We start from the raw sequence: 24,570 nt of genomic DNA on the forward strand, positions 1-24,570 counted from the left end.
GGTATTTCGCCGCAGACGGAAATCGCGCTGCCGCGCGATGCCTCCGGCGGGGATATTTTTAGCCAGATGAAGAGCCGATCCCCTGCTTCATCTGGCCAGAAATATCCCGGGGAGTCGCCCGGAACGGGCGATGGGGACAGCGCCCCCTTTTTAAAGTTGCCGCAAATGCACCGGCTGCCCATGGGGTGTGGTCAGATAGGCCCGTTCCCACTCTTGCTGAAGGGTTTGCACTACATCTGGCGTGGCCGCGCCGCGTTCTGCCAGCAGAGCTTCGAGTGTTTCAAGCCAGGCGTGAAAATAGTCATCTCCACCATCCAATTCGCGGCTCAGACCGTTGCGTTTCAGTGTATCCGAGAAGCGCCTGGCCCATTCGGGCCAGTCGAACCACCCGGTTTCGTTCAACGCCACGGTCACCGCAAAGACCTGTGCGTGCCACGGTTCGGCAAAGACCGGTTCAGGAGCAGTGACGTCCAGGCATGTGCTCATGCGGGCTCCAGATAGCTTTGCCAGAGGTCCAGCACCACGTCATCCCCAGGGTGTTCCGGATTCGCCCACAGTTCTGATGCGGGAAACAGAACGGCATAGAGCGGTTCTGGTGCCTCACCCAATCCATGGGCGTTGGAATCGGGCAGGACATGGGCCCCGTGCAGGCGTAGGATTCGCCCTCGTGCTCCTGATGCATAGGTAGGCAGACGGGTATGGCCACCCTCGAACAGACGATTGGCAGATGGGTGCGCTGTCGCCACCTGCTGACCCGGCTTAAAGCGCGCGGCAACGTTTGAGGGCCGATCTGCTGGCCCGCCTTTTGCTAGTGCAGCGGCGACAGCCTCGGCCCTGAGCGTCTTGTCCGCGAGCGGATGCGGCGCATCATCTCCGGCGCTCCGCAGATCATCCAGGCTCAGCACGCCTTGTTCAACCAACAGATCGGCCAGGCCGGATATCCATTTCTCATAGTAAGAAAACCGCGCGTAGTCCTTGGGCGAAAGCCGCTCACGCGCGTGGCGCGAGATATCTATGTTCCATTGCCCCAGAAACCCTGCCGCCAAAGTGACCGCCAGCGCCCGCGCGTGCCAATCTTCGGCAAATACCGGCGTGTCTTCACCGTCAGGCTGTACAGGGCCGTCGCCGAAGCGCCCGCCCATATCGTGAACGCGGGTCATGATGGCACCTTGGGCAACCCTGTGCCGATCATGCTGTCGCGTGTGACCAGCGCCGCCAGTTCCTGTTCGTCCAAACCATCCGAACCCTCGGGCTGCATGGGCAGCACGAGATAGCGAATCTCGGCGGTTGAATCCCAGACCCGCACTGCGGTGTCTTCAGGTAAGGCAACACCGAACTCAGCTAACACTTTGCGCGGTTCGCGAACAGCGCGGGCGCGATAGGCGTCGGATTTGTACCAACCCGGCGGAATGCCAAGCAGCGGCCATGGATAACAACTGCACAATGTGCACACGACCATGTTGTGCCGCTCGTGCGTATTTTCGACCACGACAATATGTTCGCCCTGCCGCCCGTAGTAACCGAGATCCGCAACGACCGACGTTGCATCCGCAAGAAGTGCTGTCTTGAATGCCGGGTCGCTCCAGGCTTTCGCCACAACATGCGCACCGTTCTGGGGCCCGATTTTATTCTGATATGTATCAATGATCTCATCCAGCGCGGCCGGATCTATCAGCCCCTTACGGGTCAGAATCGTTTCCAGCGCTTTAACGCGCAAAGCAGGTTCAGGCGGAAGCAAGGCATGCGGGTGGTCGGGATCGTCATGAGGCATAGGCCGCAGCCTGCGTCACGTATTGGCGTTCTGTCCAGTCCCTTTGCCGTGATATGGGACATCACGCGGGGTGATACGAACTCCTGACTTGCCCCCGCTGACAAACTTGCATAAGTACCACGCGATACACGCCACGCTGTTCGGGACCACCATGGAAAACGTCGTTCTCATCATCCATCTTCTTCTGGCTTTGGGCCTGATCGCCGTTGTGCTGATGCAGCGGTCCGAAGGCGGTGGCCTCGGGATGGGCGGCGGCGGTGGTGGCGCTATGACCGGGCGTGCAGCGGCGACAGCTCTGGGTAAACTAACTTGGATTTTGGCGGCCTGCTTTATCGTGACCTCGATCACGCTGACGATTCTGGCGGCGCAGAAGTCTTCGGGCAGCTCGGTGATTGACCGTTTGGGTGTTCCGGCACCGGCCGCGACCGAAGAAAGCACACCGGCGGTTCCGTCGGCGGACGACCTGCTGCCTCCGGCGCAGGGCGACAACGCACCGCTGATCCCGCAAGCCGACTGATACACAAAACCTAGAAATCTGAAAGAGAACTGCAACAGCATCTTGCGGTTCTCTTGCGCTATGGGCGCGAATCCTTTATATGTGAAGTCCCGTGATGCAGCGGTTTTTTCAAGCCGCCGGGCAGCTGATAATGACGTCTCACGGGAGCAGCCGAAAAACATGGCGCGATTTATTTTCATCACTGGTGGTGTGGTTTCATCCTTGGGCAAAGGGCTGGCTTCGGCGGCTTTGGGTGCTTTGTTGCAGGCTCGGGGATATTCGGTGCGTCTGCGGAAGCTTGACCCCTATCTGAACGTCGATCCGGGCACGATGTCGCCCTTTGAACATGGCGAAGTGTTTGTCACAGATGACGGGGCCGAAACCGATCTGGACCTCGGTCATTACGAACGCTTCACCGGTGTGGCTGCCCGCAAGACCGACTCGGTCAGCTCGGGGCGGATCTATTCCAACGTGCTGGAGAAAGAGCGCCGCGGCGATTACCTTGGCAAGACCATTCAGGTGATCCCCCACGTCACCAACGAGATTAAGGATTTCATCGCGATTGGCGAGGATGAGGTTGATTTCATGCTGTGTGAAATCGGCGGCACCGTAGGTGACATCGAAGGCCTGCCGTTCTTTGAAGCCATCCGTCAGTTCAGCCAGGATAAGCCGCGCGGCCAGTGTATTTTCATGCACCTTACATTGCTGCCCTATATCAAAGCGTCGGGTGAGTTGAAAACCAAACCAACCCAGCACTCGGTGAAAGAGCTGCGCTCAATCGGTCTGGCCCCCGACATTCTGGTTTGCCGATCCGAGGGGCCGATCCCGACCAAGGAACGCGAGAAACTGGCGCTGTTCTGTAACGTCCGCCCCGACAGCGTGATAGCGGCTCAGGACCTGTCCACAATCTACGACGCCCCGCTGGCGTATCACCGCGAAGGTCTGGATCAGGCAGTTCTGGACGCTTTCCAGATCAGCCCCGCCCCAAAACCGGACTTGGCAAAGTGGGAAGACGTCAGCGACCGCATCCACAACGCCGAAGGCGAAGTGAAGGTCGCCATCGTGGGCAAATACACCCAGTTGGAAGATGCCTATAAGTCGATTGCCGAGGCGCTGACCCATGGCGGCATGGCCAACCGGGTCAAGGTTAAGGTCGAGTGGGTGGACGCCGAGATTTTCGACACCGAAGACGCAGCCCCCCATCTGGAAGGCTTCCACGCGATCCTCGTGCCCGGCGGGTTTGGCGAGCGTGGCACTGAAGGCAAGATCAAGGCGGCGCAATATGCGCGCGAGCATAAAGTACCTTATCTGGGTATCTGCCTCGGCATGCAGATGGCGGTGATCGAAGCCGCGCGGAATGCAGCAGGCATCAAAGAGGCCGGTTCCGAAGAATTTGACCATGAGGCTGGCAAAAAGCGTTTTGAGCCGGTGGTTTATCACCTGAAAGAATGGGTTCAGGGCAACCACAAGGTGGAGCGCAAAGTCGGCGACGACAAAGGCGGCACCATGCGTTTGGGTGCCTACAATGCGGTTCTGGCCGAAGGCTCGAAAGTGGCCGAGGTTTACGGCGGCACTCAGATCGAGGAGCGCCATCGCCACCGCTATGAGGTGGACATCAAATATCGCAAACAGCTTGAAGGCGCGGGGCTGAACTTCTCGGGCATGTCGCCGGATGGGCGCCTGCCGGAGATCGTTGAGTGGTCGGATCACCCGTGGTTCATCGGGGTTCAGTATCACCCTGAACTAAAGTCCAAACCCTTCGATCCACATCCGCTGTTTCGAGACTTTGTGCGCGCGGCCAAGGACACCTCGCGTCTGGTCTGAGGCGGTCGCTGCAAAGTGATGTACCAACACAATTAAGCGCTTAGCTATTGCCCGGCATGGGGTTAACTGTTGAACAAGCTTCGACAGGAGAACCCCATGACCACCCAATCGCAACGCGCCGAAACCTTTACCAGCCTGCACCAAAAGGGTGATCCCGTCATCCTGTTCAACATCTGGGACGCTGGCAGTGCCGGTGCGGTGCGCGACGCCGGAGCGCAGGCGATAGCTACCGGCAGTGCTCCGGTCGCTATGGCGCGGGGCTATTCCGATGGGCAGGATTTCCCTATGGAAGCCGCCTTGGACAATGTCAGACGCATCGTCAAAGCGGTTGATCTACCCGTGACGCTGGATTTCGAATCTGGCTATGCTGTTGATCCGGAATCGATTTCCGACAACGTTGTCCGCGCGCTGGACTGCGGCGTGGTCGGATTCAACTTCGAGGATCAGATCATTGGCGGAGATGGTCTTTACCCTATTGCGGATCAAACCTCTCGGGTCGAAGCGGTGCGCAAAGCCTGCGACAGGGCTGGTATTCCGGCCTATATCAACGCCCGCACCGATATATTCCTGAAAGCCACGGCTGACACTCATGACGCAGCCATGCTTGACGATGCGATTGCACGTGCCGCCGCGTATCAATCCGCAGGGGCAAGCGGCTTCTTTGCCCCCGGCCTGAAGGATGAGGCGATGATCGGTCAACTTTGCGAAGCAACCGACCTGCCCGTCAACATCATCGCCCTGCCCGGCACGCCGGACACCCCGCGCCTTGCAGAGCTTGGGGTCGCGCGGGTCAGCTATGGGCCCGTGCCCTACCGGCAGATGATTGCGTGGCTCACAGAACAGGCGCGCGCAGCAATCAACTACAGCTGATACCCTGGCGGATCGGGATTGCTATTTTCGTCAATTCTAAGCACCTTGCCCAGGAAACTGGGTAGGAGGCTGTGATGAGCAAAGGCTATTGGGTGGCCCATGTCGATGTGGACGACATGGAGAGGTACAAAGACTATATCGCAGCCAATGGTGAGGCATTCGCCGCCTTTGGTGCTCGCTTTCTGGTGCGCGGTGGCACGCGAGAGCTTAAGGAAGGCGCCGCGCGTGCCCGCACAGTGGTAATCGAATTTCCCAGCTACGAAGACGCGCTGGCCTGCTATGAAAGTGAGGGCTATCAATACGCCAAAAGCCTGCGTGATCCGGTATCGAACGGCGATCTTGTAATCATTCAGGGCTATGACGGGTAGTCGTAGCTTGGCGCGCCACAAAATATGGGATAATCTGCCCTTATGTTGAAGAAGTTCTTTCAGGCGTTTCGACCGCCACAGACCGAGCATTTGCCCGATCCTGACGCTGAACTGGCGTTGGGAGCTTTGATGGTCCGCGTGGCTCAGGCGGACCGGGACTATAAGCTGGAAGAAATCAGCCTAATCGACCGGATACTGGCACGCCTGTACGAACATAATGCTATTGAGGCCGCCAAAGTGCGCGCCACCTGCGAGAAACTACATGCCGCCGCACCAGAAACGGATACGTTTGGCAAGCTGATCCGAGAAACCACCGATCTTCAGGAACGACTTGCCGCGCTGGACGCGTTGTGGGAGGTCGTGCTGGCCGATGGCGACTCGGATGAGGGTGAGATCAAGATCGTCGAGGAGGCCCGCGCCGCGATGGGCCTCAGCTTCAATGACAGCAAGGCAGCACGCGAACGGGTGCAAAGCCGCTTGGAAGCCAGCTAACCCGCGTCTATATCTGTGTCATGTTTAGTGATTTTCTGTCCCGGCTGACACAGCCCGCTCCCGATCCGCTTCCCGATGATGACGCGCGCCTGGCGCTGACCGCCTTGCTGGTGCGCATCGCCCGGTCCGACAATGACTATGCCGATTCCGAGATGGCGCGTATCGATAAGATATCGACCCAACGCTATGGTCTGTCTCCGTTCGAAGCAGCCGGACTGCGCGCACGTGCTGAAGATCTCGAGGCCGAGGCCCCCGATACCGTCCGCTTTACGCGCGCCATTAAAGAGGCCGTTGCCTACGAGGATCGGCTGGCCGTCGTACAAGCCATGTGGTCGGTCGCCTTGGCTGATGGGCAGCGGACAGGCGAAGAAGATTCCCTGCTGCGCCTTGTGGTTAGCTTGCTGGGCGTTAGCGATGTGGATTCGGCGCTCGCCCGGCAAAAGGCTGCACAATCGTGACAGCGATGCTGGGCATGTATGATATGCCCGCCCTGCAGGCCGCCAATGATCGCTTCTGGTCACTGATCCGCACCCATCTTGGATTTGGCCCGGCGCAACTGGATCGGCATCGAGATGTTTGGGAGATCTGGCAAGACCCTGATCTGGTATTCGCCCAGACCTGCGGCATGCCCTACCGCACCCGCCTTCATGGCCACGTTCGACTGGTCGGAACACCAGACTATCGATTACCGGGGTGTCCGGCTGGTCACTATTGCTCGGTCTTTGTGGCGCGATGCGACGATCCACGCGAGCTTGCCGACCTAGCAATGGGACGGTTCGCCTATAACGAGGCGCTGTCGCAATCTGGTTGGGCTGCGCCGATCACACATCTGGACAATTTGGGTTTGAAACCCACCGATCTTATCCAAACCGGCGGGCACGCCCTGTCCGCCCAGGCCGTTGCCGACCACGACGCAGATATTGCCGCTTTGGATGCACTGACATGGGCGATTTTGAAGGAGCATACGGGTCTGGGCCGCTACCTGCGCGACGTTGCCCGCACATCGCCAACCCCCGCGCTGCCCTACATCACTTCGCAAACCCAGGACCCGGATCAGATTGCAGATGCCGTTCATGCGGCCATCGCCGCTCTTTCTGAAGAAGACAAGCGCCTCCTTCACATCCGTGGGTTGATCAATATTCCTGCCGAAGAATATCTGGCCGTTCCTACCCCTCCTCCACCTGGAGCCTGATTGCACAGTCTCTACTCATTTTGACAATAACCTCTGGTCAATTCGGCAGATTCGAGCCCTGAATCTGTGATTTGCGCATTGCATTGTGCCGGATTTTCCGTCCTATTAGCGCATCAATACCAGCAACAACGGGATCCTTCGTGTCAGACCCATCAGCCGTCATCGAGATCAAGAACCTTCACAAAAGCTTCGGCAATCTCGAGGTGCTCAAGGGTGTCGACATCACCGCAAGGCGCGGGGATGTGGTGTCGCTCATCGGGTCATCCGGATCGGGCAAATCAACCCTGCTGCGTTGCTGCAACCTATTGGAAGACAGCCAGCAGGGCGAGATCCTATTCAAAGGCGAACCCGTGCAATGGGCTGGCAAGGGCCATGCCCGCCACCCCGCAGATCCCAAGCAGGTTCTGCGCATTCGGACCAACCTGTCTATGGTGTTCCAGCAATTCAACCTTTGGGCACATATGACCATCTTGCAGAATGTCATGGAAGCTCCGGTCACTGTATTGGGCCGCGACAAGGCCGAAGTGGAAGACAGCGCCCGCAGGTATCTTGATAAGGTTGGCATTGGCGACAAATGCGACGTCTACCCCGCGCAACTGTCTGGTGGTCAGCAACAGCGCGCCGCCATAGCGCGTGGATTGTGCATGGAACCCGAGGCATTGCTGTTTGACGAACCGACCTCGGCCCTGGATCCCGAACTGGAACAGGAAGTGATCAAAGTGATCAAGGACCTGGCCGCAGAAGGCCGGACCATGATCATTGTAACCCATGACATGCAGATGGCCGCCGATATCTCAAGCCATGTCGTATTCCTGCATCAAGGCCTGATCGAAGAAGAGGGCACGCCCGAAGACATCTTTACCGCCCCTGAGTCCGAACGACTTCGGGGTTTCCTGTCCGCCACCAAAGCGGCATAATTTCAAAGAACAGAACCAAACTGGGGAGTAACCAATGAAAAACTTGATTCTGACCACTGCAGCGCTGGCTTTGACCGCCGGCATGGCCATGGCCGATACCGTGCGCATGGGCACCGAGGGCGCCTACCCTCCGTATAATTTCATCAACGATGCCGGTGAGATCGACGGGTTCGAGCGGGACGTAGGCGACGAGCTGTGCAAACGTGCCGGGCTGGAATGCGAATGGGTTAAGAACGACTGGGATTCGATCATCCCGAACCTGGTATCGGGTAACTACGACACCATCATCGCGGGCATGTCGATCACCGACGAACGTGATGAAGTCATCGACTTTACACAGGACTATTATCCACCAACCGCGTCGGCTTATGTCGCGACCTCTGACGCAGCCGATGTGACCGGCGGTGTCGTTGCTGCGCAAACCGCCACCATTCAGGCAGGCCACGTCGCCGAAACCGGCGCGACTCTGGTTGAATTCGCGACCCCGGAAGAAACCATCGCAGCCGTCCGCAACGGCGAAGCCGATGCTGTTCTGGCCGACCGCGACTATCTGGTGCCGCTGGTCGAAGAATCGGGCGGTGAGCTGGTCTTTGTCGGCGATCCGGTTCCGCTGGGCGGTGGCGTCGGCATGGGCCTGCGTGAAAGCGATGGCGAGTTGCGCGGCAAGTTCGACGAAGCCATCACGTCGATGAAAGCTGACGGCACGCTTAACGAGATGCTGATCAAGTGGTTCGGTGAAGGCACCGCCACATACGGCGCTGACGGTTCGGTCGTCACCAACTGATACTGACCTGTCCCGGCCCGGCGTCCTTGCGCCGGGCCCTTTCCGGCCTTGCCGGACCAGACGTTCGAAAGACGCCTTATGTTCTCCTACTGCGCTGATCCTGACACGCTGGGCACGTTCCGCTGGTTCTCGTGCTATCTGACCAATGGCGTCCACTGGTCGTTCTACCTATCTTTCATCAAGGTTCTGGCCCTGCTGGCCGTGACCGCGCCCGTCGCGCTCGGCTTTGGCTTTGCAGGCGCGATGGCCGCACGGTCGCACTTTCCGCCCCTTAGTTGGCTAGGCAAGGCTTATATCGCGATTGTACGCGGCGTGCCCGACATTGCCTTTTTCCTGTTCTTCGTCATCGCTCTGGATCAGGGGTTTGAATGGATCCGCCACAAGATCCTCTGCCCCGACTGGACAGATCCGATCCGTCAGGGCAACGATTTTCTGGTGTGTCAGGCCGCCAAGCTGCCGCTTGGGACCTCGCCAGAATGGGTGCACGAGACCTACGGCTTTTTCCTTGCAGTGATCACATTCTCTATCGTGTTTGGCGCTTTCGCTGCCAATGTCCTGTTCGGCGGAATGCGCGCCGTGCCACATGCCCAGCTGGAAACGGCCGAGGCCTATGGCATGACCCGTAGCCAGACCTTTTGGCGCATCCTTGTGCCGCAAATGTGGGTTTACGCCCTGCCTGGCCTGTCAAACCTCTGGATGGTTCTGATCAAGGCCACGCCACTGCTGTTCCTGCTGGGTGTTGAAGACATCGTCTATTGGGCCCGCGAACTTGGCGGCACCAAGACATCGCGCTTCACCGACTACCCTCATGGCGACTGGCGCATGTGGTACTTTCTGGCCCTGCTGGTCTTTTACCTCGGCATGACCCGTGTGTCTGAGATCGGGCTGGAGAAACTGATGCGCCGCTTGTCGCACGGTCAGGCCACTTCGGGCGGAGAGCTTCTGCGCAAGGAGACCACGGCATGAGCTGCTTGCAAACCATTCAGGATTACGGCCTGCGGTCTCTGGGCTATGGCGAACGGCTTCTGCCCAAAACTGATTTTACCCTGTGCGAGCATTTCACGCTGATCGGCTCGGGCATGATCTGGAATATCTATTTCGGCATTATGGCAATGGTCACGGGTTTCTTTCTGGCCACCGCATTGGCGGTTGGAAAAGCATCGCCCAACAAATGGCTGCGCAAACCGTCCGAGTGGTTCATCTTTTTGTTCCGGGGCTCGCCGCTCTTCATCCAATTCTTCTTCGCGTATTTCTTCTTCCTGTCGCTCAAGAAACCCTATCCGATGTTCGACGCGTTCACCTCGGCCTGGCTGGGGGCGCTGATCGTATTGTTCCTGAACACCTCCGCCTATTCGGGTGAGATCTTCTATGGAGCGCTGCGCTCGATCCCCAAGGGCGATCTTGAGGCTGCCGATGCCTATGGCATGTCCGGCTGGGCGCGGTTCCGCCGCATCGTCTGGCCGACCATGTTGCGGTTGGCCTGGCCCGCCTACACAAACGAAGCGATCTTTGTGTTCCAGTCCACAACACTGGTCTTTTTCTCGGCCTTCCCGGCCTGGCAGCAACGCGGAGACGCCTTGTACTATGCCAGCTATTTTGCCGATAAAACCTTCAACCCGTTTGTGCCCTACCCGATTTTGGCCTTTTATTTCATCCTGTTGACCCTTGTTATCGTGTGGGTCTTTGGACAGATGAACAAGCGCCTGAATCGCCATTTGCCCGCCGCAAGACAAAGCAAGATGAAATTCAGACTGAACCTTGCCCGCTGATCCCGCGCGCGACGTTCAGCAGATCAAACAGGTTTCATCACGCCACAATTGCGCACCTATTCGCTTGCTATGTTGGGGATTTGGTACCGCCTCCCTGGCTTGAACAGGGGACCTCTGGATCCACAATCCAGCGCTCTAACCAACTGAGCTAAGGCGGCACTCGTGAAGGGCGATGTACCGAACGCGTCCGGGGATTGCAAGAGGATTAAAGCTGAATTTTCCAGCTTTGTTCGACAAGATCGACCCCAAAAGAATGCACCGGTTTGCTGCCCGTAAGCTGCCATCCATTGGCCCGATACAACGCACAAGCCGCGCGGTGGCTTTCATGGGTCCATAGCTGCATTTGCTGGTATCCGGCCTGCCTGGCAAAGCCCATACAGGTCTCCAGAAGCCGCTTGCCCAACCCTAGCCCGCGTGCCTCGGGCACCAGCAGGAACAGCCGCAGTTTCGCAGTCTGTGCGTCCAGCCTGACACAGAAGATACTGCCCAGCCTTTCACCTGCGCGCTCAGCGATCCAGCCGCATTCGCAGGATGGATCATGATCTGCAATGAACTCTCGAAGGATGCCTGCCACCAACGGAGCAAAACTGTCGTCGAACCCTTCATCACGTGCATAAAGCGTGCCGTGCCGTTCGACCAGCCAGGGCGCATCATCGGCCTGAAACGATCTGAGAACTACTTCTTTCATACCCTATCTGACCGCAAAGGCGGCTTGATTCTCAACCCTTTGCGCGCTAGCACAAACGCTCAGTCCCGGAGGCGAGTATGGGTATCAATACCGAACGCGACATTCAGGCCAACCTGCAGATCGGTCCAACCGATCACGGTATGGTGCGTCTGTTCATCGAGGCTGATGGCCTCGAAGTCCCTATGGATTTCGACCCGGAAGAAGCCGAAGAAATCGCCGAAGAAATTCGCGCCGCAGCACAAGCCGCCCGCGCCGTCGGTGACTGAGCCCTTTTTAAAGTCGCGGATCACGCAGCATGTGCAGACGCCGTGCCGCATCGGTTGCAAATTTCTGGATCATCTTCTTACGCCGCGCCGGGGCCAGTTTGTCCTCGGGCGCCATTCGAATGATCTCGGCATCGTAGGCGTCGGCAATGATCAGACCGGTTTCCTGCGGCAGTAACTCGGTCGGGAAATCGGTATCGACAGCCCAAAAGAATCGATCACACCACTCCAGATACCCCTGCCACTTCGCGTCTGACTGATAATCGGCGCGGCTGGACTTGCACTCGATCACCCAGAGCTCACCTTTGGGGCCAAGTCCCATAACATCAACCCGCAAGCCACGGGCTGGCACAAATTCCTCAACAGAAACAAACCCATGCGCCGTAAGGTGCCGCGCGACGCCGCGTGCGAGTTTCTGTCCGGGTTGCAAATCCAAGGTCATGAGAAAAATGTGAACAATCAGTGAACAAATGTAAAGCACAGATCCGGGCTTGACATGATACCTTTTGGTATTCAATTAATACGATACCGAAAGGTACCATTTATGAGGCTACCATGGAGAACTTAACTCAAAACGCGTTTCGTGCGCTGGCCGATCCAACCCGTCGAGACATTGTCAAATTGCTAGCGTCTGAAGACATGACAATCGGTCAGCTGACCGACCGGTTCGACATGACCCGGGCCGCCGTCAAGAAGCACCTGACGGTCCTGTCCGATGGCGGGCTGATCACAGTGGAAGCCCGCGGCCGGGAACGCATCAACCGAATAGAACCACTGGGCATGGCGCCTGTGCTGGACTGGTTCAGATATTTTGACCAGTTCTGGGATGATCGCCTTAGCTCTCTTAAAGAAGCAATTGAAAGGAAAGACAAATGAGTAATGCTGTGTTGCAAAAAACCATTTTCCTGCGGGCCGAGCCAGACACGGTCTGGGCCTACCTGACCGAGCCCAAGCGGCTTGCCGAATGGTTTCACAAACCCGAACGAAAACTGGCCAAAGGCCAGAAGCTGGAGATGTTCGGAACCACCAGCGGCGATTTGCTGATCTGGGGTGAAGTCCGGGAAGCGCGCGCGCCAGAATATCTGGAATACACGTTCACCGTCAAACCGATGGGCGACGCTGTCAGCGTAGTCAAATGGACCCTGACACCCGTTGCGGGCGGCACACGGCTGAGCCTGCTACATGAAGGCCTGCCCCAAACCGCCGAGGCCTTTGGCCTGATCCTGGCGCTGGACAATGGCTGGGACGAGCATTTCGGAAAGATGCGCGCTGCCCTGCACGAACCGGTCGACGCCTGATCTGTCCACAAACCCCTTGTACGAACCCGCCCGACGCCCTAACTAAGCGCTTGGCGGGTTCTGCCCTTCTTGTGACTGGTAGCATTCTGGTGGCCTTAAGCAATTCCGAGGGGGCTGGCTCTGTTCAGGTCCTGGCCTGATTACCTGGCGCCCACCTGTACATACAGGTCCTCGGGAATCAAACCGCACGGTTGACTGGTGGTCCCGCCGCATCCTCAAGTTGGTTCAGAGGACCACCAACCTCGGTCTCGGTGCGCCTGGATGTCATGCAGATCAAATAAGTCCGCCTGATAATCCAACTCTTCCAAACGCACTGCTGGCGCAGTGGACAAGCCTTCCAGTTGAACCTAAGCGCCCTTTCCCTGGCTCCTAGGAACATTCATGCAAACTGGTTCAAAGCTATCCTTCGATGAGAGAAAACAATTCGATTGGATCAGCAAGGCCACGAACTTCGTGAGCCCCACACGGCAAAAACAGATCAGGCGACGCGCTAGCAATCGCTGATGTTACCAGCACTCCATGGCCGATGGATTTGGTTAGACCTTCTATGCGACTGGCGACGTTCACTGCGCCCCCGAGAACCGTAAAATCAAGTCTTCCAGGACTGCCGATATTGCCATAGCTGACTTGCCCAACATTGATCCCGATCCCTACATCCAAAGACGGCTTTTGCGCCTCATCACGCCGACGGTTGAGGGTCGTCAAACCGGCCAATACACTTTGCGCGGCACGCGCAGCCTGTCGGCACCGGTCGGCGTGATCAGCCTTAGCTGCTATGGTGAAGATCGACAGAATTCCGTCACCCATAAACTTGAGAACATCGCCGCCGTTCTCTTCTACAGATTGCACAACCAGATCAAAGTAACCGCTCAGCGCGTCAAAGACATCTGCCTCGGGTGCGGCTTCTGAAAGGGCCGTGAAACCTCGCAAATCAGAAAACATGACGACTGCATCAACTGTCGTACGTTCGCCCCGCTTGATCCGCCCATTCCAAACCGCATCAGAGGGCCCATCACCAAGATAAGTTCGTAGCAGCCCCTTGGCTGACTTGCGCATTGTGACAGGTTCCAAAGCAGACGACAGAGCAGGCAGTGCTGCCTCAATCAATTCCAGATGTCGCGATGAAAAACCGTCGGGGTCCCGCGTAACAAATGTACAGCCGTGCAAAGATCCATCGCCATAATACATCAAGGTGGCATAGTAGTCTGTGCCACCCAACTCAGCGAATTCAAGATACGATGAATGCTCAGTCTGTGGATCAAGTTGTCGCAGGCTTTTGTGAAGCGGTTTTCTGTGCTCCAGAATGTACTCAAATGAGCTGCCAACATACCCTTCTGTCAACATCGTTTCATGAGTCACGTCGTAGCTGTCGGTCCCGTCAGGCGTCCAAACGACCCCCCATGCAATGAGTAACGGATTGGCGAAACGCTGACCGATATTGACTCGCCAGAGCGGAACGCCTTCCTCAATCAAAGATGAGCAGAAATGAGAGACCACTTTCACGGGGTCGCCAGAGCGGCGTCCTTCGGTAATCATCCAGTCGGTTAGTTGTGCTACTGAAGCCATGACATCAAACTAGTCGCTTGAACAAGATGATCAAAGTTCCTTCCTTTTCGCAGGTTATTCAAAGCGCGATATTGAAGGAGTATGTTCAAACCAAAGCCCAGATACGCCATTCTGAATATCCGCGATAGGCTAAGATCAACCGCATACAAACGTGACAGCGGTTGCATCTGCTTTGAAGCAGCAACAGTCAATTTCGGTGCAACGATCTCGCGATATACCAAAAAGCCAATGAGACGCTCGGGGTGGTACAGCCCGGCATCAAAATTAGCGTGAAACACGCGCCTCTTGCTTGATCGCAACTGGTTTCAAGTCTTGTAAAACCGGTGTGCCCCCGCGCGGACCTTTGGGTTTTTCGGCCATGCTCATGATCTTGTAGCCAAACTGGACCCCGGCAAAGACGATCCCGTTCATGAACCAGATCATCAGCAACGCGATCAGGCCGACATCCGAGCCGATCATCAGGCTGCGCAGATTGGCCACGTTGAAGACCAGCAACACCCCGACAAACACCGCCGAGACTACAAATCCCCAAACAACCTGCGTGATATAGAGACGGATCAATTTAGGCATGGCAGACCTCCTTGCGCTATGGACGTGAGTCTAGCGCCTGTGAGGCTGCGGTAAAGGCGTCAGAACGCCTCGGGCTGGGCCTCGCGCGCCATGTGATCCAACACGGCGTTGACGAATTTGGGCTCTTTGCCTTCCGGGAAAAAAGCGCGCGCCACGTCCACGAATTCGGTGATGACCACTTTGGGCGGCGTGTCGCTTTGGGTCAGCTCGGCCCCGGCGGCACGGAACAGCGCCCGCAAGGTCGGGTCAATCCGCGCAATCGGCCATTTCGCAACCAAGGCACGGTCCGTCATCTGATCAATTGGCGCTTGATAGTTCACCGCATTGTCGACCAGCGACCGGAAGACGCTGATATCGCCGTCCAGCATTTCCTCGCCTTCATAGACGGCACCAAACCGGTGATCCAGAAACTCATTCACGACAGCTTCGGTCGTCTGTCCTGACTGCTCCATCTGGAACAGCGCCTGCACGGCATAAAGCCGGGCGGCGGATTTCATCAGGCGTTTCTGGTTGGCCGGTTTCGGCGCGTCTGTCTGGGTCATGCTGTCGTGGGTCCGTTGCTATCGCCCGCCACAAGGATGGACTCGGACGGCGGCTTGAAACCCACGCCCTTTTTGGAAGAGCCCCACTTACGGCTGAGTGCGATCAGATGCAAGGCCGCAGCCGCCGCGCCGCCGCCTTTATTCATCTTTTCGGGATTGGCCCGCACCTCGGCTTGCTCGTTGTTCTCGACCGTCAGGATACCGTTGCCGATCAGCAGGCCCTGAAGACCCATCAACTGAATGGCGCGACTGGAGTCGTTGCAGACGGTTTCATAATGCGTGGTCTCGCCTCGAATGACGCAACCCAGCGCAACATAGCCATCGAAATTGCACTGGCGATCAGCCATAGCGATGGCCGTGGGTATTTCCAGCGCACCGGGAACCTCGACAACCTCGCAGGTTCCGCCAGCCGCTTCGATTTCGGCCTTAGCACCTGCAATCAGGTTGTCGGCGATAGCGCGATAGAACGGGGCCGCCACGATCAGCAGTTTCACCGGTTTATCGAATGTGGGTGTCGGCAGAACGCCATGTTCGTCTTGAGCAGCCATGATCAGTCTTCCTTCAGGATCGAGCGGGTACCGACGATGGACAAGCCAAACGCGTCGAGCCCCAGATATACGGTTTCAGGTGAATCTGTCAGAAGAACCAATTCCTGAACGCCCAGTTTGGATAGGATCTGAGAACCGAGACCCGTTTGCTTGATGGTGCGTGGACCTTCATCCTCAACCGCATAGAGCGAATTGCGCGGCTGGCGGAACAGGCAGACGACGCCCCGACCCTCTTCCGCAATCTTCTCCATCGCGCGTGGCAATTCGCGCGAAGATTTGGGGCCGAGGCCCAGAATATCCGGTGCTTCGTGCAGGGCGTGAGTGCGGGTCAGAACCGGCTCTGGCGTGGTGATGTCACCCTTGATCATGACGACATGCTCGATGCCGTGCAGCTGATCGGTGAACAGGCGCATTTCCCATTCGCCACCATATTCCGAAGTGACGGTCTCGCGTGAGGTTTCGACCACGAGGTTATCGTTGCGCGAGCGGTACGCAATCAGGTCGCTGATCGTACCGATCTTCATGTCGTGCTCTTGCGCGAATTCGACCAGATCCGGCAGACGCGCCATGGTTCCATCGGCCTTCATGATCTCACAGATTACACCCGATGGGTTCAACCCCGCCAGACGCGAGATATCCACTGCAGCCTCGGTATGGCCCGCGCGCACCAGCACCCCGCCGCGCTTGGCCCGCAGCGGGAAGATGTGGCCGGGGGTGGCAATATGGGCCATCGTATTCTGTTCGTTGATCGCGGTGGCCACGGTCAGCGCCCTGTCTGCGGCAGAGATACCCGTCGAAACCCCCTCGCGCGCTTCAATCGATACAGTGAACGCCGTTTCGTGACGCGATGAATTGTTGACCGCCATCATCGGCAAGCCCAGATTGTCGATCCGTTCCGCCGTCATTGGCAGACAGATCAGCCCGCGCCCATGGGTGGCCATGAAGTTGATCGCTTCGGCATCGGCGAATTCAGCGGCAATCACCAGATCGCCTTCGTTTTCGCGATCCTCGTGATCGACCAGAATATACATCCGGCCTTTGCGCGCCTCTTCGATGATCTCTTCAATCGGGCTGATCGCGTCGCGCAGCTGGGCCTCGACCGGGCCCGGGGTTTCAAAGCTCATGGGGCAGCCTTTCACAAGAGCATTTCTGCAACGCGGGATAGACCACACCGCGCCCAAAGGCCAGAGCGCAAACGGCGTGCGCGGGTCAGGACGCGACGTATATTTGCCTCAGGACATCTCGGCCAGGCGCGCGACATAGCGGGCCAGCGTGTCGATCTCAAGGTTGACCTGATCCCCAACGGTGACATCACCCCAGGTGGTCACTTCTTTGGTATGGGGGATAAAGTTGATGCCGAAATCGCACCCTTCGACATCGTTCACCGTCAAGGATGTGCCGTTCAGCGCAACCGATCCTTTGGGGGCGATGAAACGCGCCAATGCCTTGGGCACGCGCAGAGTCACACGCGTGCTGTCGCCCTCGTCCTTAACAGCCACAACCTCGGCCACGCCATCCACATGGCCCGAGACGATATGCCCGCCCAATTCGTCGCCAACCTTCAGGGCGCGTTCCAGATTGACACGTTTGCCGGGTGTCCAACTGTCCAGATTGGTCTTCGAAACCGTCTCGGCACTGACCTGAACGTCATACCAGTTATCGCCCAGCGCAATCACTGTCAGGCAGACACCGTCGCTGGCAATCGAAGCACCGATATCAATGCCATCGGTCTCATAGGCTGTCTGAATGCGCGCCCGCAGATCGCCTTGCTGCTCTAACTCAGTAACGGTGCCGATATCCGTGACGATCCCCGTAAACATTCTGTTAACCCTCGATCCCTAACCTGATCCTGACTTCTCTGGCTGAGGTACGACCTTCACCGCGCGTGGGCAAGGACCGGCAGCTAAATTAAGGCATAAATGAGTAAAAAACTGAGACAATCAGGCATAGTTTCGCCCAGAAGATTGGATAAGATGACGAGGATGACCCACTCTGCCACCCCATCAAGCGATCGCGTCTTTCTGTTCCTACAGGGGCCACATGGCCCATTCTTCAGCGCGCTGGGGCGTATGCTGCAAGAGGCCGGCGCGCAGGTCTGGCGGGTCGGGTTCAATGCCGGGGATCGGGCGTTCTGGTCTGACACATCCACCTATATTCCGTTTCGCGACAAGCCAGAACTTTGGCCTGAAACGCTGATCGATCTGATCATCCGCAAGGACGTAACCGATATCGTTCTGTACGGTGACACACGCCCGGTTCATGCCCGCGCCGTTGAAATCGCGCGATCCCGTGGCATAACGATCCATGTCTTCGAGGAAGGGTATCTGCGGCCCTGGTGGGTGACTTATGAGCGTTGGGGGACCAACGGAAACTCTCAACTGATGTCACTGGATGTCACAGATATGCATCAGGCGCTCGAGCAGTCTGATACGGCATCTCCGCCTCCGCCCTCGCATTGGGGGGATATGCGCCAGCACATCTTTTATGGCGCGCTATACCATTGGTTCGTTCTGTTCATGAACCGCCGCTACCGCAACTTCCGCCCGCATCGCGATCTTTCGGTCGCGAAGGAATTCAAACTGTATTTCAAGCGCTTAGCCCTGATGCCGTTTCACCGACTCCAGCGCGGCTGGTCCACTTTGCGGGTACGCCGCGGCGCGTTCCCATACCATTTGGTACTGCTTCAACTGGGTCACGACAGCTCGGTCCAATCGCATTCCGACTACAATAGTATGAGCGCGTTTCTGGAACAGATGGTCGAAGGTTTCGCCAAAGGCGCGCCGGGCCATCACCGGTTGGTGATCAAGGAACACCCGCTGGAAAACCACCGCGAACCGCTGCGCCGTAGGGTCCGCGATCTGTGCCGCAAGTACGGGATCGAGGGTCGCGTTCATTATGTCCCCGGTGGCAAACTGGCCAAACTGCTGGATGAGGCGAACTCGGCTGTCACCATCAATTCAACCGCAGGTCAGCAGGTACTGTGGCGGGGCATTCCGCTGCGGATTTTCGGCAGATCAGTGTACGATAAGCCCGAATTTGTCTCTCAGCAGCCGATTGACGAGTTTTTTACCGACCCCGAAATGCCGGATGCAAAAGCCTATCGCATCTACCGTCAGTTCCTTCTTGAAACCAGCCAAGTTCCCGGAGGATTTTATTCGCGACGGGGTCGCCGACAATTGCTGCGACGCGCGGCAGATATGGTCCTGCGTGCCCATGATCCCTATCAGGCGGTGTTGAAAAACAACGAGGCACGCACGCCACAGTTGCGACTTGTCGAATGAAATAAGGCATCCTCTTCTGGATGTTGCTGCCCAATCGGGGTAGTTTGCCCCCAACAAAAAAGAAGTTTGAGGATCAGAGGCAGTGCAGCGCTTTCCTACCCGAGCACGACGGGGAGTTACCCTTTTGGCTCTTTGCGGCCTGATTGCCGCATGCCAGCTTCCCAAATCCGGACCGAATAAATCAGAGATTTTGGCCGGATCGGTCGAAAATGGTGGCAACGCCTTTGTGGTCGAAGTCGATGACCGCGTCACCAAGGCCACGTCCAGCATCCCGCAATTTGGGTTTTCCTCATCCTTCCGCAGCGCATCGAGTGTTGCGGCAGATACCGTACGCCCCGGTGACGTTCTGGGCCTGACGGTTTGGGAAAACGTGGATGATGGCTTGCTGTCGGGCGAAACCGGCGCCGCCACCGCCTTGGAAGAAGTGCAGGTCGACAGTGATGGGTTCATTTTCGTCCCTTATGCCGGGCGCTTACGCGCGGCGGGCAATACGCCTGAACAATTGCGTGTGCTGATCACAAACGAGCTGAAAGAACAGACCCCTGATCCACAAGTCGAAGTGCGGCGCGTTGCCGGTGACGGTTCGACGGTGTCGCTGACTGGCACGATCGGCGCGCCCGGTATTTACCCGATCGAACGTCCGACCCGCACCTTGCTGGGTATGTTGTCCCAGGCGGGGGGAGTAGCCGTAGGATCGGACATCGCACTGGTGACCCTGATCCGAGGAGACCTGAAAGGCACTGTATGGTACGAAGACCTGTTCAAAAATCCCAATCTGGATGTCGCCCTGCGCGGTGGTGACCGCATCCTGGTTGAGGCTGACAGCCGCTCTTACATCGCGCTGGGTGCGACGGGTGGGCAATCGCGGATTGCGTTTGACAGTCAGGATCTATCGGCGCTGGAAGCGCTGGCGCAGGTGGGTGGTTTGCAAGGTCTCTCCTCGGACCCGACAGGGATTTTCATCCTTCGGAAAGAAGGTCAGGACATCGCCCGCAACGTAACAGGTCGTGCGGAATTGCAAGGGGATCAGCGCATGATCTACCTGCTGAATCTAACCGCACCCAACGGTTTGTTCATCGCCCGTGACTTTGTCATCCGCGATGATGACACGATCTACGTGACCGAAGCCCCCTATGCACAGTGGAGCAAGTCGATCTCGCTTATCGCGGGTGGCCTGACACCGGTCGCAAACGTCGCTACACTGACCGGAAACTAACCCGTGTACCCAGAAACGGACACCGCAGCCGGGGCAAATCGCACCCGGCTGTTTGTGTATAATGGGGGGTTTCTGACCAACCGTCGCATACGGCGCATCCTGTCGCTTGCCGACTATGACATTCGCCTGGGCCTGCCCAAACAGGGCGATACCGTTGGGGTCTGGGGCAACAGCCCAACCGCCCATCGCGGCCTGAGCATGGCCGAAAAATACGGCACCCCGATCCTGAGGGTCGAAGACGCGTTTCTACGCTCTCTCCATCCCGGGCGCGCGGGCGAGGCACCTTTGGGGTTACTACTGGATCAAACCGGCCTGCATTTCGACCCGTCCGCCCCATCGGACCTTGAAACGCTGCTGACGACACATCCGCTGGACGATACGGCGCTGCTAAACCGCGCACGCGGTGCAATTGCGCGGATAAAGGACCTGCATCTCAGCAAGTACTCGGCTTTTGACACTGACATCACACCGCCTGATCCCGGATATGTTCTGGTCGTTGACCAAACGCAGGGTGATGCCGCCGTTACGGCGAGCGGAGGCGACTATGCCCGGTTCCGCGAAATGCTTGTGATCGCGCAGGAGGAGAACCCGGGCGCGCGCATCCTGATCAAGGCCCATCCTGAGACCCAAGCGGGCCATCGTCCGGGATACTTCAGCGATCAGGACCTCTCCGATCGTGTCTCGTTCTTGCACGATGCGCTCAGCCCGTGGCCCGTGTTGGATGGTGCGGTTGGGGTTTACACGCTGTCCTCGCAACTCGGGTTCGAGGCAATCCTGGCCGGTCACAAACCCCGAGTTTTCGGGCAGCCCTTTTATGCCGGCTGGGGTTTGACCCAAGATGAGGTGCCGATCCCGCGCCGATCCCGGAACCTAACGCGCGCGCAACTATTTGCAGCGGCCATGCTGCTGTATCCCAAGTGGTACGACCTTTATCGGGATAGGTTGTGCGAGTTGGAAACTGTTCTGGACACGCTGGAGGCCACGACCCGCGCCTGGCGTCAGGATCGGTTTGGCTGGACAGCTTCGGGCATGCGGCTTTGGAAGCGCAAGCATTTGCAGCAGATGTTCGGCAGACATCGCAAGCTTCAATTCAAAACCACTATGCCCACCGCCCCTGATCGACCGCATATGGTCTGGGCCAGTCAATCGCGAGATGCCGAAGGGGTCATTCGTGTCGAAGACGGTTTTCTGCGTTCACGCGGGTTGGGCGCAGAGCTGATCCCCCCCCTGTCGCTGGTGACCGATGATCTGGGAATTTACTATGACCCCACGCGTCCGAGCCGTTTGGAAGAACTGATTGCCCAACGCGAGACATTACGCCCGGATCAGGAGCTGCGAGCAGAGCATTTGGTGGCGCAGTTGCTCTCGGGTGGTCTCAGCAAATACAACATCGGACAACCTGTTCCGACTTTGCCCGAGGGGTATCGCATTCTGGTGCCTGGACAGGTGGAGGATGACGCCTCAATCCTATTGGGCACCAGCAACATTCGCACCAATCTTGAACTGCTGCGCGCCGCGAGGGAGGCGCACCCGGACGCCATCTTAATCTACAAACCCCACCCGGACGTTCAGGCGGGGCTGCGAGAGGGAAGGATCGAGGCTGAAGGTCTGGCCGATCTGGTTCTGGGCGATTGCGATCCGGCCTCGCTGCTGCCACATGTGCAAGAGGTCTGGACCATGACCTCGCTGCTGGGGTTCGAGGCCCTGCTGCGTGGGGTCAAGGTCACGACCTTGGGTGCACCGTTTTATGCCGGATGGGGTCTGACCCATGATTTGGGCACAGTTCCTGCGCGTCGCGGTGCACGGTCAACGTTGATGGGTTTGGTCCACGCCACACTCATCGACTATCCGCGCTATATGGACCCGCTGACGGGTGAACCCTGCCCTGTCGAAGTCGCGGTTGAGCGTCTGGCAAACGGAGTTCCGGGAAAAACAGGCCCGCTGAACCGCATGCTTTCAAAGCTGCAGGGTGTTTTTGCCACGCATGCGCGCTTGTGGCGCTGAGTCACTGTGTGGATCGTCGCCAGCGGTGCAGGATATCCGGACCAATCGTGCGCGTTTCGATCAGTTCAAACCGTGGCGCGGCCTCAAGTGTCTCAAGACCCAATCGGCCGACCGCAGCAAGCCCTTCGGCGCCAATGCTTAGACCTGCGGTGAAACCGACCAGTTCATCCACCATATCCGCCTCAAGCAGTGACGCGGCAAGGGCCGCACCGCCCTCGCAGAACACCCGCGTTAGACCGGCCTGACCCAATTGCTGTAACATATCTGTGGCATCGATATGGTGATCCCGCAGCGCGCAAGGGATCAGCCGGGCGCCCAGTCCTTCCCACGTGCGAGCGCGATCCGGATCGGGGCTTGGACCATGGCATATCCAGACGGGAATATCCTTAGCCGTGCGTGCCAATTGCCCCATCAGGGGTAAATCCAGATGGCGCGATACGACAATCCGTGCAGGCTTATGTAAGACGCCCAAATCCCGCACGGTCAGCGAGGGGTCATCCGCACGCGCCGTCCCTGCGCCAACCATCACCGCATCATGGCGCGCGCGCATCGCGTGTACAGCGCGGCGGGCGGTTGAGCCAGTGATCCACTGGCTATGGCCGGTTTGCGTTGCAATCCGCCCATCAAAGCTGCTGGCCAGTTTCAGGGTAACAAAGGGACGGCTTTGTTCCGTTTTCAGAAAAAAACCGGCCAAATCCTGCGCGGCCTGATCGGCCAAAACACCTATATCGACCTCGATCCCGGCCTCACGCATCATCGCGAAACCTTGCCCTGACACGCGCGGATCGCTGTCCTCAAGCGCGGCCACGACGCGCGACACCCCGGCCTCGATCAAAGCAGTCGCGCAAGGAGGGGTTTTGCCATAATGGGCGCAGGGTTCCAGCGTCACATAGGCCGTGGCGCCCTTGGCCGCCGCCCCCGCCTGTGCCAATGCAACAGGTTCGGCGTGGGGGCGCCCACCCGGTTGGGTCCAGCCCCGCCCGACAATGCGCCCTTCGCGCACGATAACGCACCCGACAGCCGGGTTGGGCCAGCATGACCCCTGGCCGCGCTGCCCCAGTGACAAGGCCAGCGCCATAAATCGCTTATCTGTTTCGCTCACTCGTCCGTCGGAGGTTGCGGCGGGCGCAACTCGTGGACAAACTCCTCGAAATCATCGGCCGCCTGGAAATTCTTGTACACGCTTGCAAAGCGAACATAGGCAACGGTGTCGATCCGCGCCAGAGCTTCCATGACGATCTCGCCGATTTTGTTGGACGGAATATCGGTGTCGCCCATGCTTTCCAGCCGGCGTACGATGCCCGAGATCATCTGATCTATCCGTTCGGGATCAACGGGCCGTTTCTGCATCGAGATCCGGATCGAACGCTCCAGCTTGTCGCGGTCGAAATCTTCGCGCTTTCCGTTGGTCTTGATCACAACCAGATCGCGCAGTTGCACGCGTTCGTAGGTGGTAAACCGGCCCCCGCAGGCCGGGCAAAACCGGCGTCGGCGGATCGCAACGTGATCCTCTGCCGGGCGTGAATCTTTCACCTGAGTGTCGATATTTCCGCAAAACGGGCAGCGCATCCGCCGTCTCCTCGTCCCTTGTTCGGCCTCTTTTGTAAGCACTTCGGCTTACTTATCCACAACTATAGGGCAGCCGCTAGGATTTGGGTAGTCGGAATTTTCAACCCCTAGATAAAGGGTTACCCAAGATGCGCTGCGACCAAGCGACGATGCGGTGCAGAGCGGTGTTCGAACAAGTAAATCCCCTGCCATGTCCCAAGACACATGCGACCCTCTGAGACCGGGATCGACAATGAGACGGGCATAAGTGCGGATTTGATATGCGCGGGCATGTCATCTGGCCCTTCATAAGTATGGCGCAGATAGGACATCGCCGGATGATCCGATGGTGGCACCAGCCTTTCGAAAAAAGCTTTCAGATCGGTCTGAACCTCGGGGTCAGCGTTTTCCTGTATCAGCAGCGAACATGAAGTATGGCGCACGAACAGTGTCAGAACGCCATCCTTCAAAGATGGGCCAAGCCAGCGATGCACATCATTGGTGAATTCATAAAGCCCTGATCCTTGGGTTTGGATCTTGAATTCAGTCTGCATCTCTTCTGG

The 24,570-nt window shown here is 57.9% G+C and carries 31 protein-coding genes and 1 tRNA gene; 17 read left to right on the plus strand and 15 right to left on the minus strand.

Annotated features, from left to right (window positions below):
* Positions 1-150: 150 nt before the first annotated feature.
* From ABLN87_RS04750 to nthA, 3 genes are read right to left on the minus strand one after another with little or no spacing between them, the layout of a single operon-like run.
* Positions 151-486, minus strand: coding sequence for a nitrile hydratase accessory protein (locus ABLN87_RS04750; RefSeq protein WP_353007960.1), 336 nt, complete (start codon positions 484-486; stop codon positions 151-153).
* On the minus strand, positions 483-1,160 hold the full coding sequence (gene nthB, locus ABLN87_RS04755) for a nitrile hydratase subunit beta (RefSeq protein WP_353007962.1): 678 nt from the start codon (positions 1,158-1,160) through the stop codon (positions 483-485). The genes ABLN87_RS04750 and nthB overlap by 4 nt, the downstream gene beginning before the upstream one ends.
* Positions 1,157-1,771 (minus strand): nitrile hydratase subunit alpha, encoded by a 615-nt coding sequence (nthA, locus tag ABLN87_RS04760; RefSeq protein ID WP_353007964.1) that lies wholly within the window; start codon positions 1,769-1,771, stop codon positions 1,157-1,159. The genes nthB and nthA overlap by 4 nt, the downstream gene beginning before the upstream one ends.
* Positions 1,772-1,922: 151 nt before the next feature.
* Between nthA and secG the strand changes: the two genes are divergently transcribed.
* From secG to ABLN87_RS04815, 11 genes are all read left to right on the plus strand, one after another.
* Entirely contained in the window at positions 1,923-2,288 is a 366-nt protein-coding gene (gene secG, locus ABLN87_RS04765) for a preprotein translocase subunit SecG (RefSeq protein ID WP_170533101.1), read from the plus strand.
* Positions 2,289-2,447: 159 nt separating this feature from the next.
* Positions 2,448-4,091 carry a CTP synthase gene (locus ABLN87_RS04770; protein WP_170532529.1) on the plus strand — a complete coding sequence of 548 codons (1,644 nt, stop codon included), beginning with the start codon at positions 2,448-2,450 and terminating at the stop codon, positions 4,089-4,091.
* A gap of 96 nt (positions 4,092-4,187) precedes the next feature.
* On the plus strand, positions 4,188-4,961 hold the full coding sequence (locus tag ABLN87_RS04775; RefSeq protein WP_353007965.1) for an isocitrate lyase/PEP mutase family protein: 774 nt from the start codon (positions 4,188-4,190) through the stop codon (positions 4,959-4,961).
* Positions 4,962-5,035: 74 nt separating this feature from the next.
* Positions 5,036-5,329 (plus strand): DUF1330 domain-containing protein, encoded by a 294-nt coding sequence (locus ABLN87_RS04780; RefSeq protein WP_353007966.1) that lies wholly within the window; start codon positions 5,036-5,038, stop codon positions 5,327-5,329.
* Positions 5,330-5,371: 42 nt separating this feature from the next.
* On the plus strand, positions 5,372-5,821 hold the full coding sequence (locus ABLN87_RS04785; RefSeq protein ID WP_170532523.1) for a TerB family tellurite resistance protein: 450 nt from the start codon (positions 5,372-5,374) through the stop codon (positions 5,819-5,821).
* 20 nt (positions 5,822-5,841) lie between these two features.
* The gene (locus ABLN87_RS04790) at positions 5,842-6,279 is read left to right on the plus strand and encodes a TerB family tellurite resistance protein (RefSeq protein WP_353007967.1); all 438 of its coding nucleotides are present in this window, start codon (positions 5,842-5,844) and stop codon (positions 6,277-6,279) included.
* 5 nt (positions 6,280-6,284) lie between these two features.
* Complete coding sequence (locus ABLN87_RS04795) at positions 6,285-7,013, plus strand: phosphate/phosphite/phosphonate ABC transporter substrate-binding protein (RefSeq protein WP_353008385.1); 729 nt, start codon at positions 6,285-6,287, stop codon at positions 7,011-7,013.
* 140 nt (positions 7,014-7,153) lie between these two features.
* Positions 7,154-7,930, plus strand: a complete 777-nt coding sequence (locus ABLN87_RS04800; RefSeq protein ID WP_353007968.1) for an ABC transporter ATP-binding protein — start codon at positions 7,154-7,156, stop codon at positions 7,928-7,930.
* Between the two features lie 34 nt (positions 7,931-7,964).
* Entirely contained in the window at positions 7,965-8,714 is a 750-nt protein-coding gene (locus tag ABLN87_RS04805; protein WP_170532516.1) for a transporter substrate-binding domain-containing protein, read from the plus strand.
* Positions 8,715-8,792: 78 nt separating this feature from the next.
* Positions 8,793-9,680, plus strand: coding sequence for an ABC transporter permease (locus ABLN87_RS04810; protein ID WP_353007969.1), 888 nt, complete (start codon positions 8,793-8,795; stop codon positions 9,678-9,680).
* Positions 9,677-10,483: an ABC transporter permease gene (locus ABLN87_RS04815; protein ID WP_353007970.1), complete on the plus strand. Its 807-nt coding sequence runs from the start codon at positions 9,677-9,679 to the stop codon at positions 10,481-10,483. The genes ABLN87_RS04810 and ABLN87_RS04815 overlap by 4 nt, the downstream gene beginning before the upstream one ends.
* Before the next feature lie 81 nt (positions 10,484-10,564).
* On the opposite strand, the gene ABLN87_RS04820 is transcribed toward ABLN87_RS04815, so the two are convergent.
* Positions 10,565-10,641 (minus strand) — tRNA-His (locus ABLN87_RS04820).
* Between the two features lie 47 nt (positions 10,642-10,688).
* Positions 10,689-11,171, minus strand: a complete 483-nt coding sequence (locus ABLN87_RS04825) for a GNAT family N-acetyltransferase (protein ID WP_353007972.1) — start codon at positions 11,169-11,171, stop codon at positions 10,689-10,691.
* 77 nt (positions 11,172-11,248) lie between these two features.
* On the opposite strand from ABLN87_RS04825, the gene ABLN87_RS04830 reads away from it, so the two are divergent.
* A complete protein-coding gene (locus ABLN87_RS04830) occupies positions 11,249-11,437 on the plus strand; it encodes a DUF6324 family protein (RefSeq protein WP_353007974.1) in 189 nt (62 codons plus the stop codon).
* A 7-nt stretch (positions 11,438-11,444) separates the two neighbouring features.
* Here ABLN87_RS04830 and ABLN87_RS04835 read toward each other — a convergent pair whose 3' ends face one another.
* On the minus strand, positions 11,445-11,876 hold the full coding sequence (locus tag ABLN87_RS04835; protein ID WP_170532506.1) for an MmcB family DNA repair protein: 432 nt from the start codon (positions 11,874-11,876) through the stop codon (positions 11,445-11,447).
* A gap of 113 nt (positions 11,877-11,989) precedes the next feature.
* Between ABLN87_RS04835 and ABLN87_RS04840 the strand changes: the two genes are divergently transcribed.
* Entirely contained in the window at positions 11,990-12,310 is a 321-nt protein-coding gene (locus ABLN87_RS04840; RefSeq protein ID WP_353007976.1) for an ArsR/SmtB family transcription factor, read from the plus strand.
* On the plus strand, positions 12,307-12,732 hold the full coding sequence (locus ABLN87_RS04845; protein WP_353007977.1) for an SRPBCC family protein: 426 nt from the start codon (positions 12,307-12,309) through the stop codon (positions 12,730-12,732). The genes ABLN87_RS04840 and ABLN87_RS04845 overlap by 4 nt, the downstream gene beginning before the upstream one ends.
* A gap of 399 nt (positions 12,733-13,131) precedes the next feature.
* Here the strand turns inward: ABLN87_RS04845 and ABLN87_RS04850 are convergent, their stop codons facing one another.
* The 6 genes from ABLN87_RS04850 to ABLN87_RS04875 all read right to left on the minus strand — a co-directional run bounded on the left by ABLN87_RS04850 (position 13,132) and on the right by ABLN87_RS04875 (position 17,778).
* Complete coding sequence (locus tag ABLN87_RS04850) at positions 13,132-14,298, minus strand: adenylate/guanylate cyclase domain-containing protein (RefSeq protein ID WP_353007979.1); 1,167 nt, start codon at positions 14,296-14,298, stop codon at positions 13,132-13,134.
* Between the two features lie 264 nt (positions 14,299-14,562).
* Positions 14,563-14,868 carry a hypothetical protein gene (locus ABLN87_RS04855; protein WP_353007981.1) on the minus strand — a complete coding sequence of 102 codons (306 nt, stop codon included), beginning with the start codon at positions 14,866-14,868 and terminating at the stop codon, positions 14,563-14,565.
* 59 nt (positions 14,869-14,927) lie between these two features.
* Positions 14,928-15,410: a transcription antitermination factor NusB gene (gene nusB / locus ABLN87_RS04860; RefSeq protein WP_171089254.1), complete on the minus strand. Its 483-nt coding sequence runs from the start codon at positions 15,408-15,410 to the stop codon at positions 14,928-14,930.
* A complete protein-coding gene (locus ABLN87_RS04865) occupies positions 15,407-15,958 on the minus strand; it encodes a 6,7-dimethyl-8-ribityllumazine synthase (RefSeq protein WP_353007982.1) in 552 nt (183 codons plus the stop codon). The genes nusB and ABLN87_RS04865 overlap by 4 nt, the downstream gene beginning before the upstream one ends.
* A gap of 2 nt (positions 15,959-15,960) precedes the next feature.
* Positions 15,961-17,082: a 3,4-dihydroxy-2-butanone-4-phosphate synthase gene (ribB, locus tag ABLN87_RS04870; protein WP_353007983.1), complete on the minus strand. Its 1,122-nt coding sequence runs from the start codon at positions 17,080-17,082 to the stop codon at positions 15,961-15,963.
* A gap of 108 nt (positions 17,083-17,190) precedes the next feature.
* Positions 17,191-17,778 (minus strand): riboflavin synthase, encoded by a 588-nt coding sequence (locus ABLN87_RS04875; protein ID WP_353007984.1) that lies wholly within the window; start codon positions 17,776-17,778, stop codon positions 17,191-17,193.
* 162 nt (positions 17,779-17,940) lie between these two features.
* Between ABLN87_RS04875 and ABLN87_RS04880 the strand changes: the two genes are divergently transcribed.
* From ABLN87_RS04880 to ABLN87_RS04890, 3 genes are all read left to right on the plus strand, one after another.
* The gene (locus tag ABLN87_RS04880; RefSeq protein ID WP_353007985.1) at positions 17,941-19,239 is read left to right on the plus strand and encodes a capsule biosynthesis protein; all 1,299 of its coding nucleotides are present in this window, start codon (positions 17,941-17,943) and stop codon (positions 19,237-19,239) included.
* 82 nt (positions 19,240-19,321) lie between these two features.
* Positions 19,322-20,455 (plus strand): polysaccharide biosynthesis/export family protein, encoded by a 1,134-nt coding sequence (locus tag ABLN87_RS04885; RefSeq protein ID WP_353007986.1) that lies wholly within the window; start codon positions 19,322-19,324, stop codon positions 20,453-20,455.
* A 3-nt stretch (positions 20,456-20,458) separates the two neighbouring features.
* The gene (locus ABLN87_RS04890; protein ID WP_353007987.1) at positions 20,459-22,459 is read left to right on the plus strand and encodes a capsular polysaccharide biosynthesis protein; all 2,001 of its coding nucleotides are present in this window, start codon (positions 20,459-20,461) and stop codon (positions 22,457-22,459) included.
* Position 22,460: 1 nt separating this feature from the next.
* Here the strand turns inward: ABLN87_RS04890 and ribD are convergent, their stop codons facing one another.
* From ribD to ABLN87_RS04905, 3 genes are all read right to left on the minus strand, one after another.
* On the minus strand, positions 22,461-23,561 hold the full coding sequence (ribD, locus tag ABLN87_RS04895) for a bifunctional diaminohydroxyphosphoribosylaminopyrimidine deaminase/5-amino-6-(5-phosphoribosylamino)uracil reductase RibD (RefSeq protein WP_353007988.1): 1,101 nt from the start codon (positions 23,559-23,561) through the stop codon (positions 22,461-22,463).
* A complete protein-coding gene (nrdR, locus tag ABLN87_RS04900) occupies positions 23,558-24,028 on the minus strand; it encodes a transcriptional regulator NrdR (RefSeq protein WP_050602693.1) in 471 nt (156 codons plus the stop codon). The genes ribD and nrdR overlap by 4 nt, the downstream gene beginning before the upstream one ends.
* 119 nt (positions 24,029-24,147) lie before the next feature.
* Positions 24,148-24,561 carry a secondary thiamine-phosphate synthase enzyme YjbQ gene (locus ABLN87_RS04905; protein WP_353007990.1) on the minus strand — a complete coding sequence of 138 codons (414 nt, stop codon included), beginning with the start codon at positions 24,559-24,561 and terminating at the stop codon, positions 24,148-24,150.
* Positions 24,562-24,570 lie beyond the last annotated feature (9 nt).

This window comes from Ruegeria sp. SCP10, assembly GCF_040329495.1.
Lineage (GTDB): Bacteria > Pseudomonadota > Alphaproteobacteria > Rhodobacterales > Rhodobacteraceae > Ruegeria.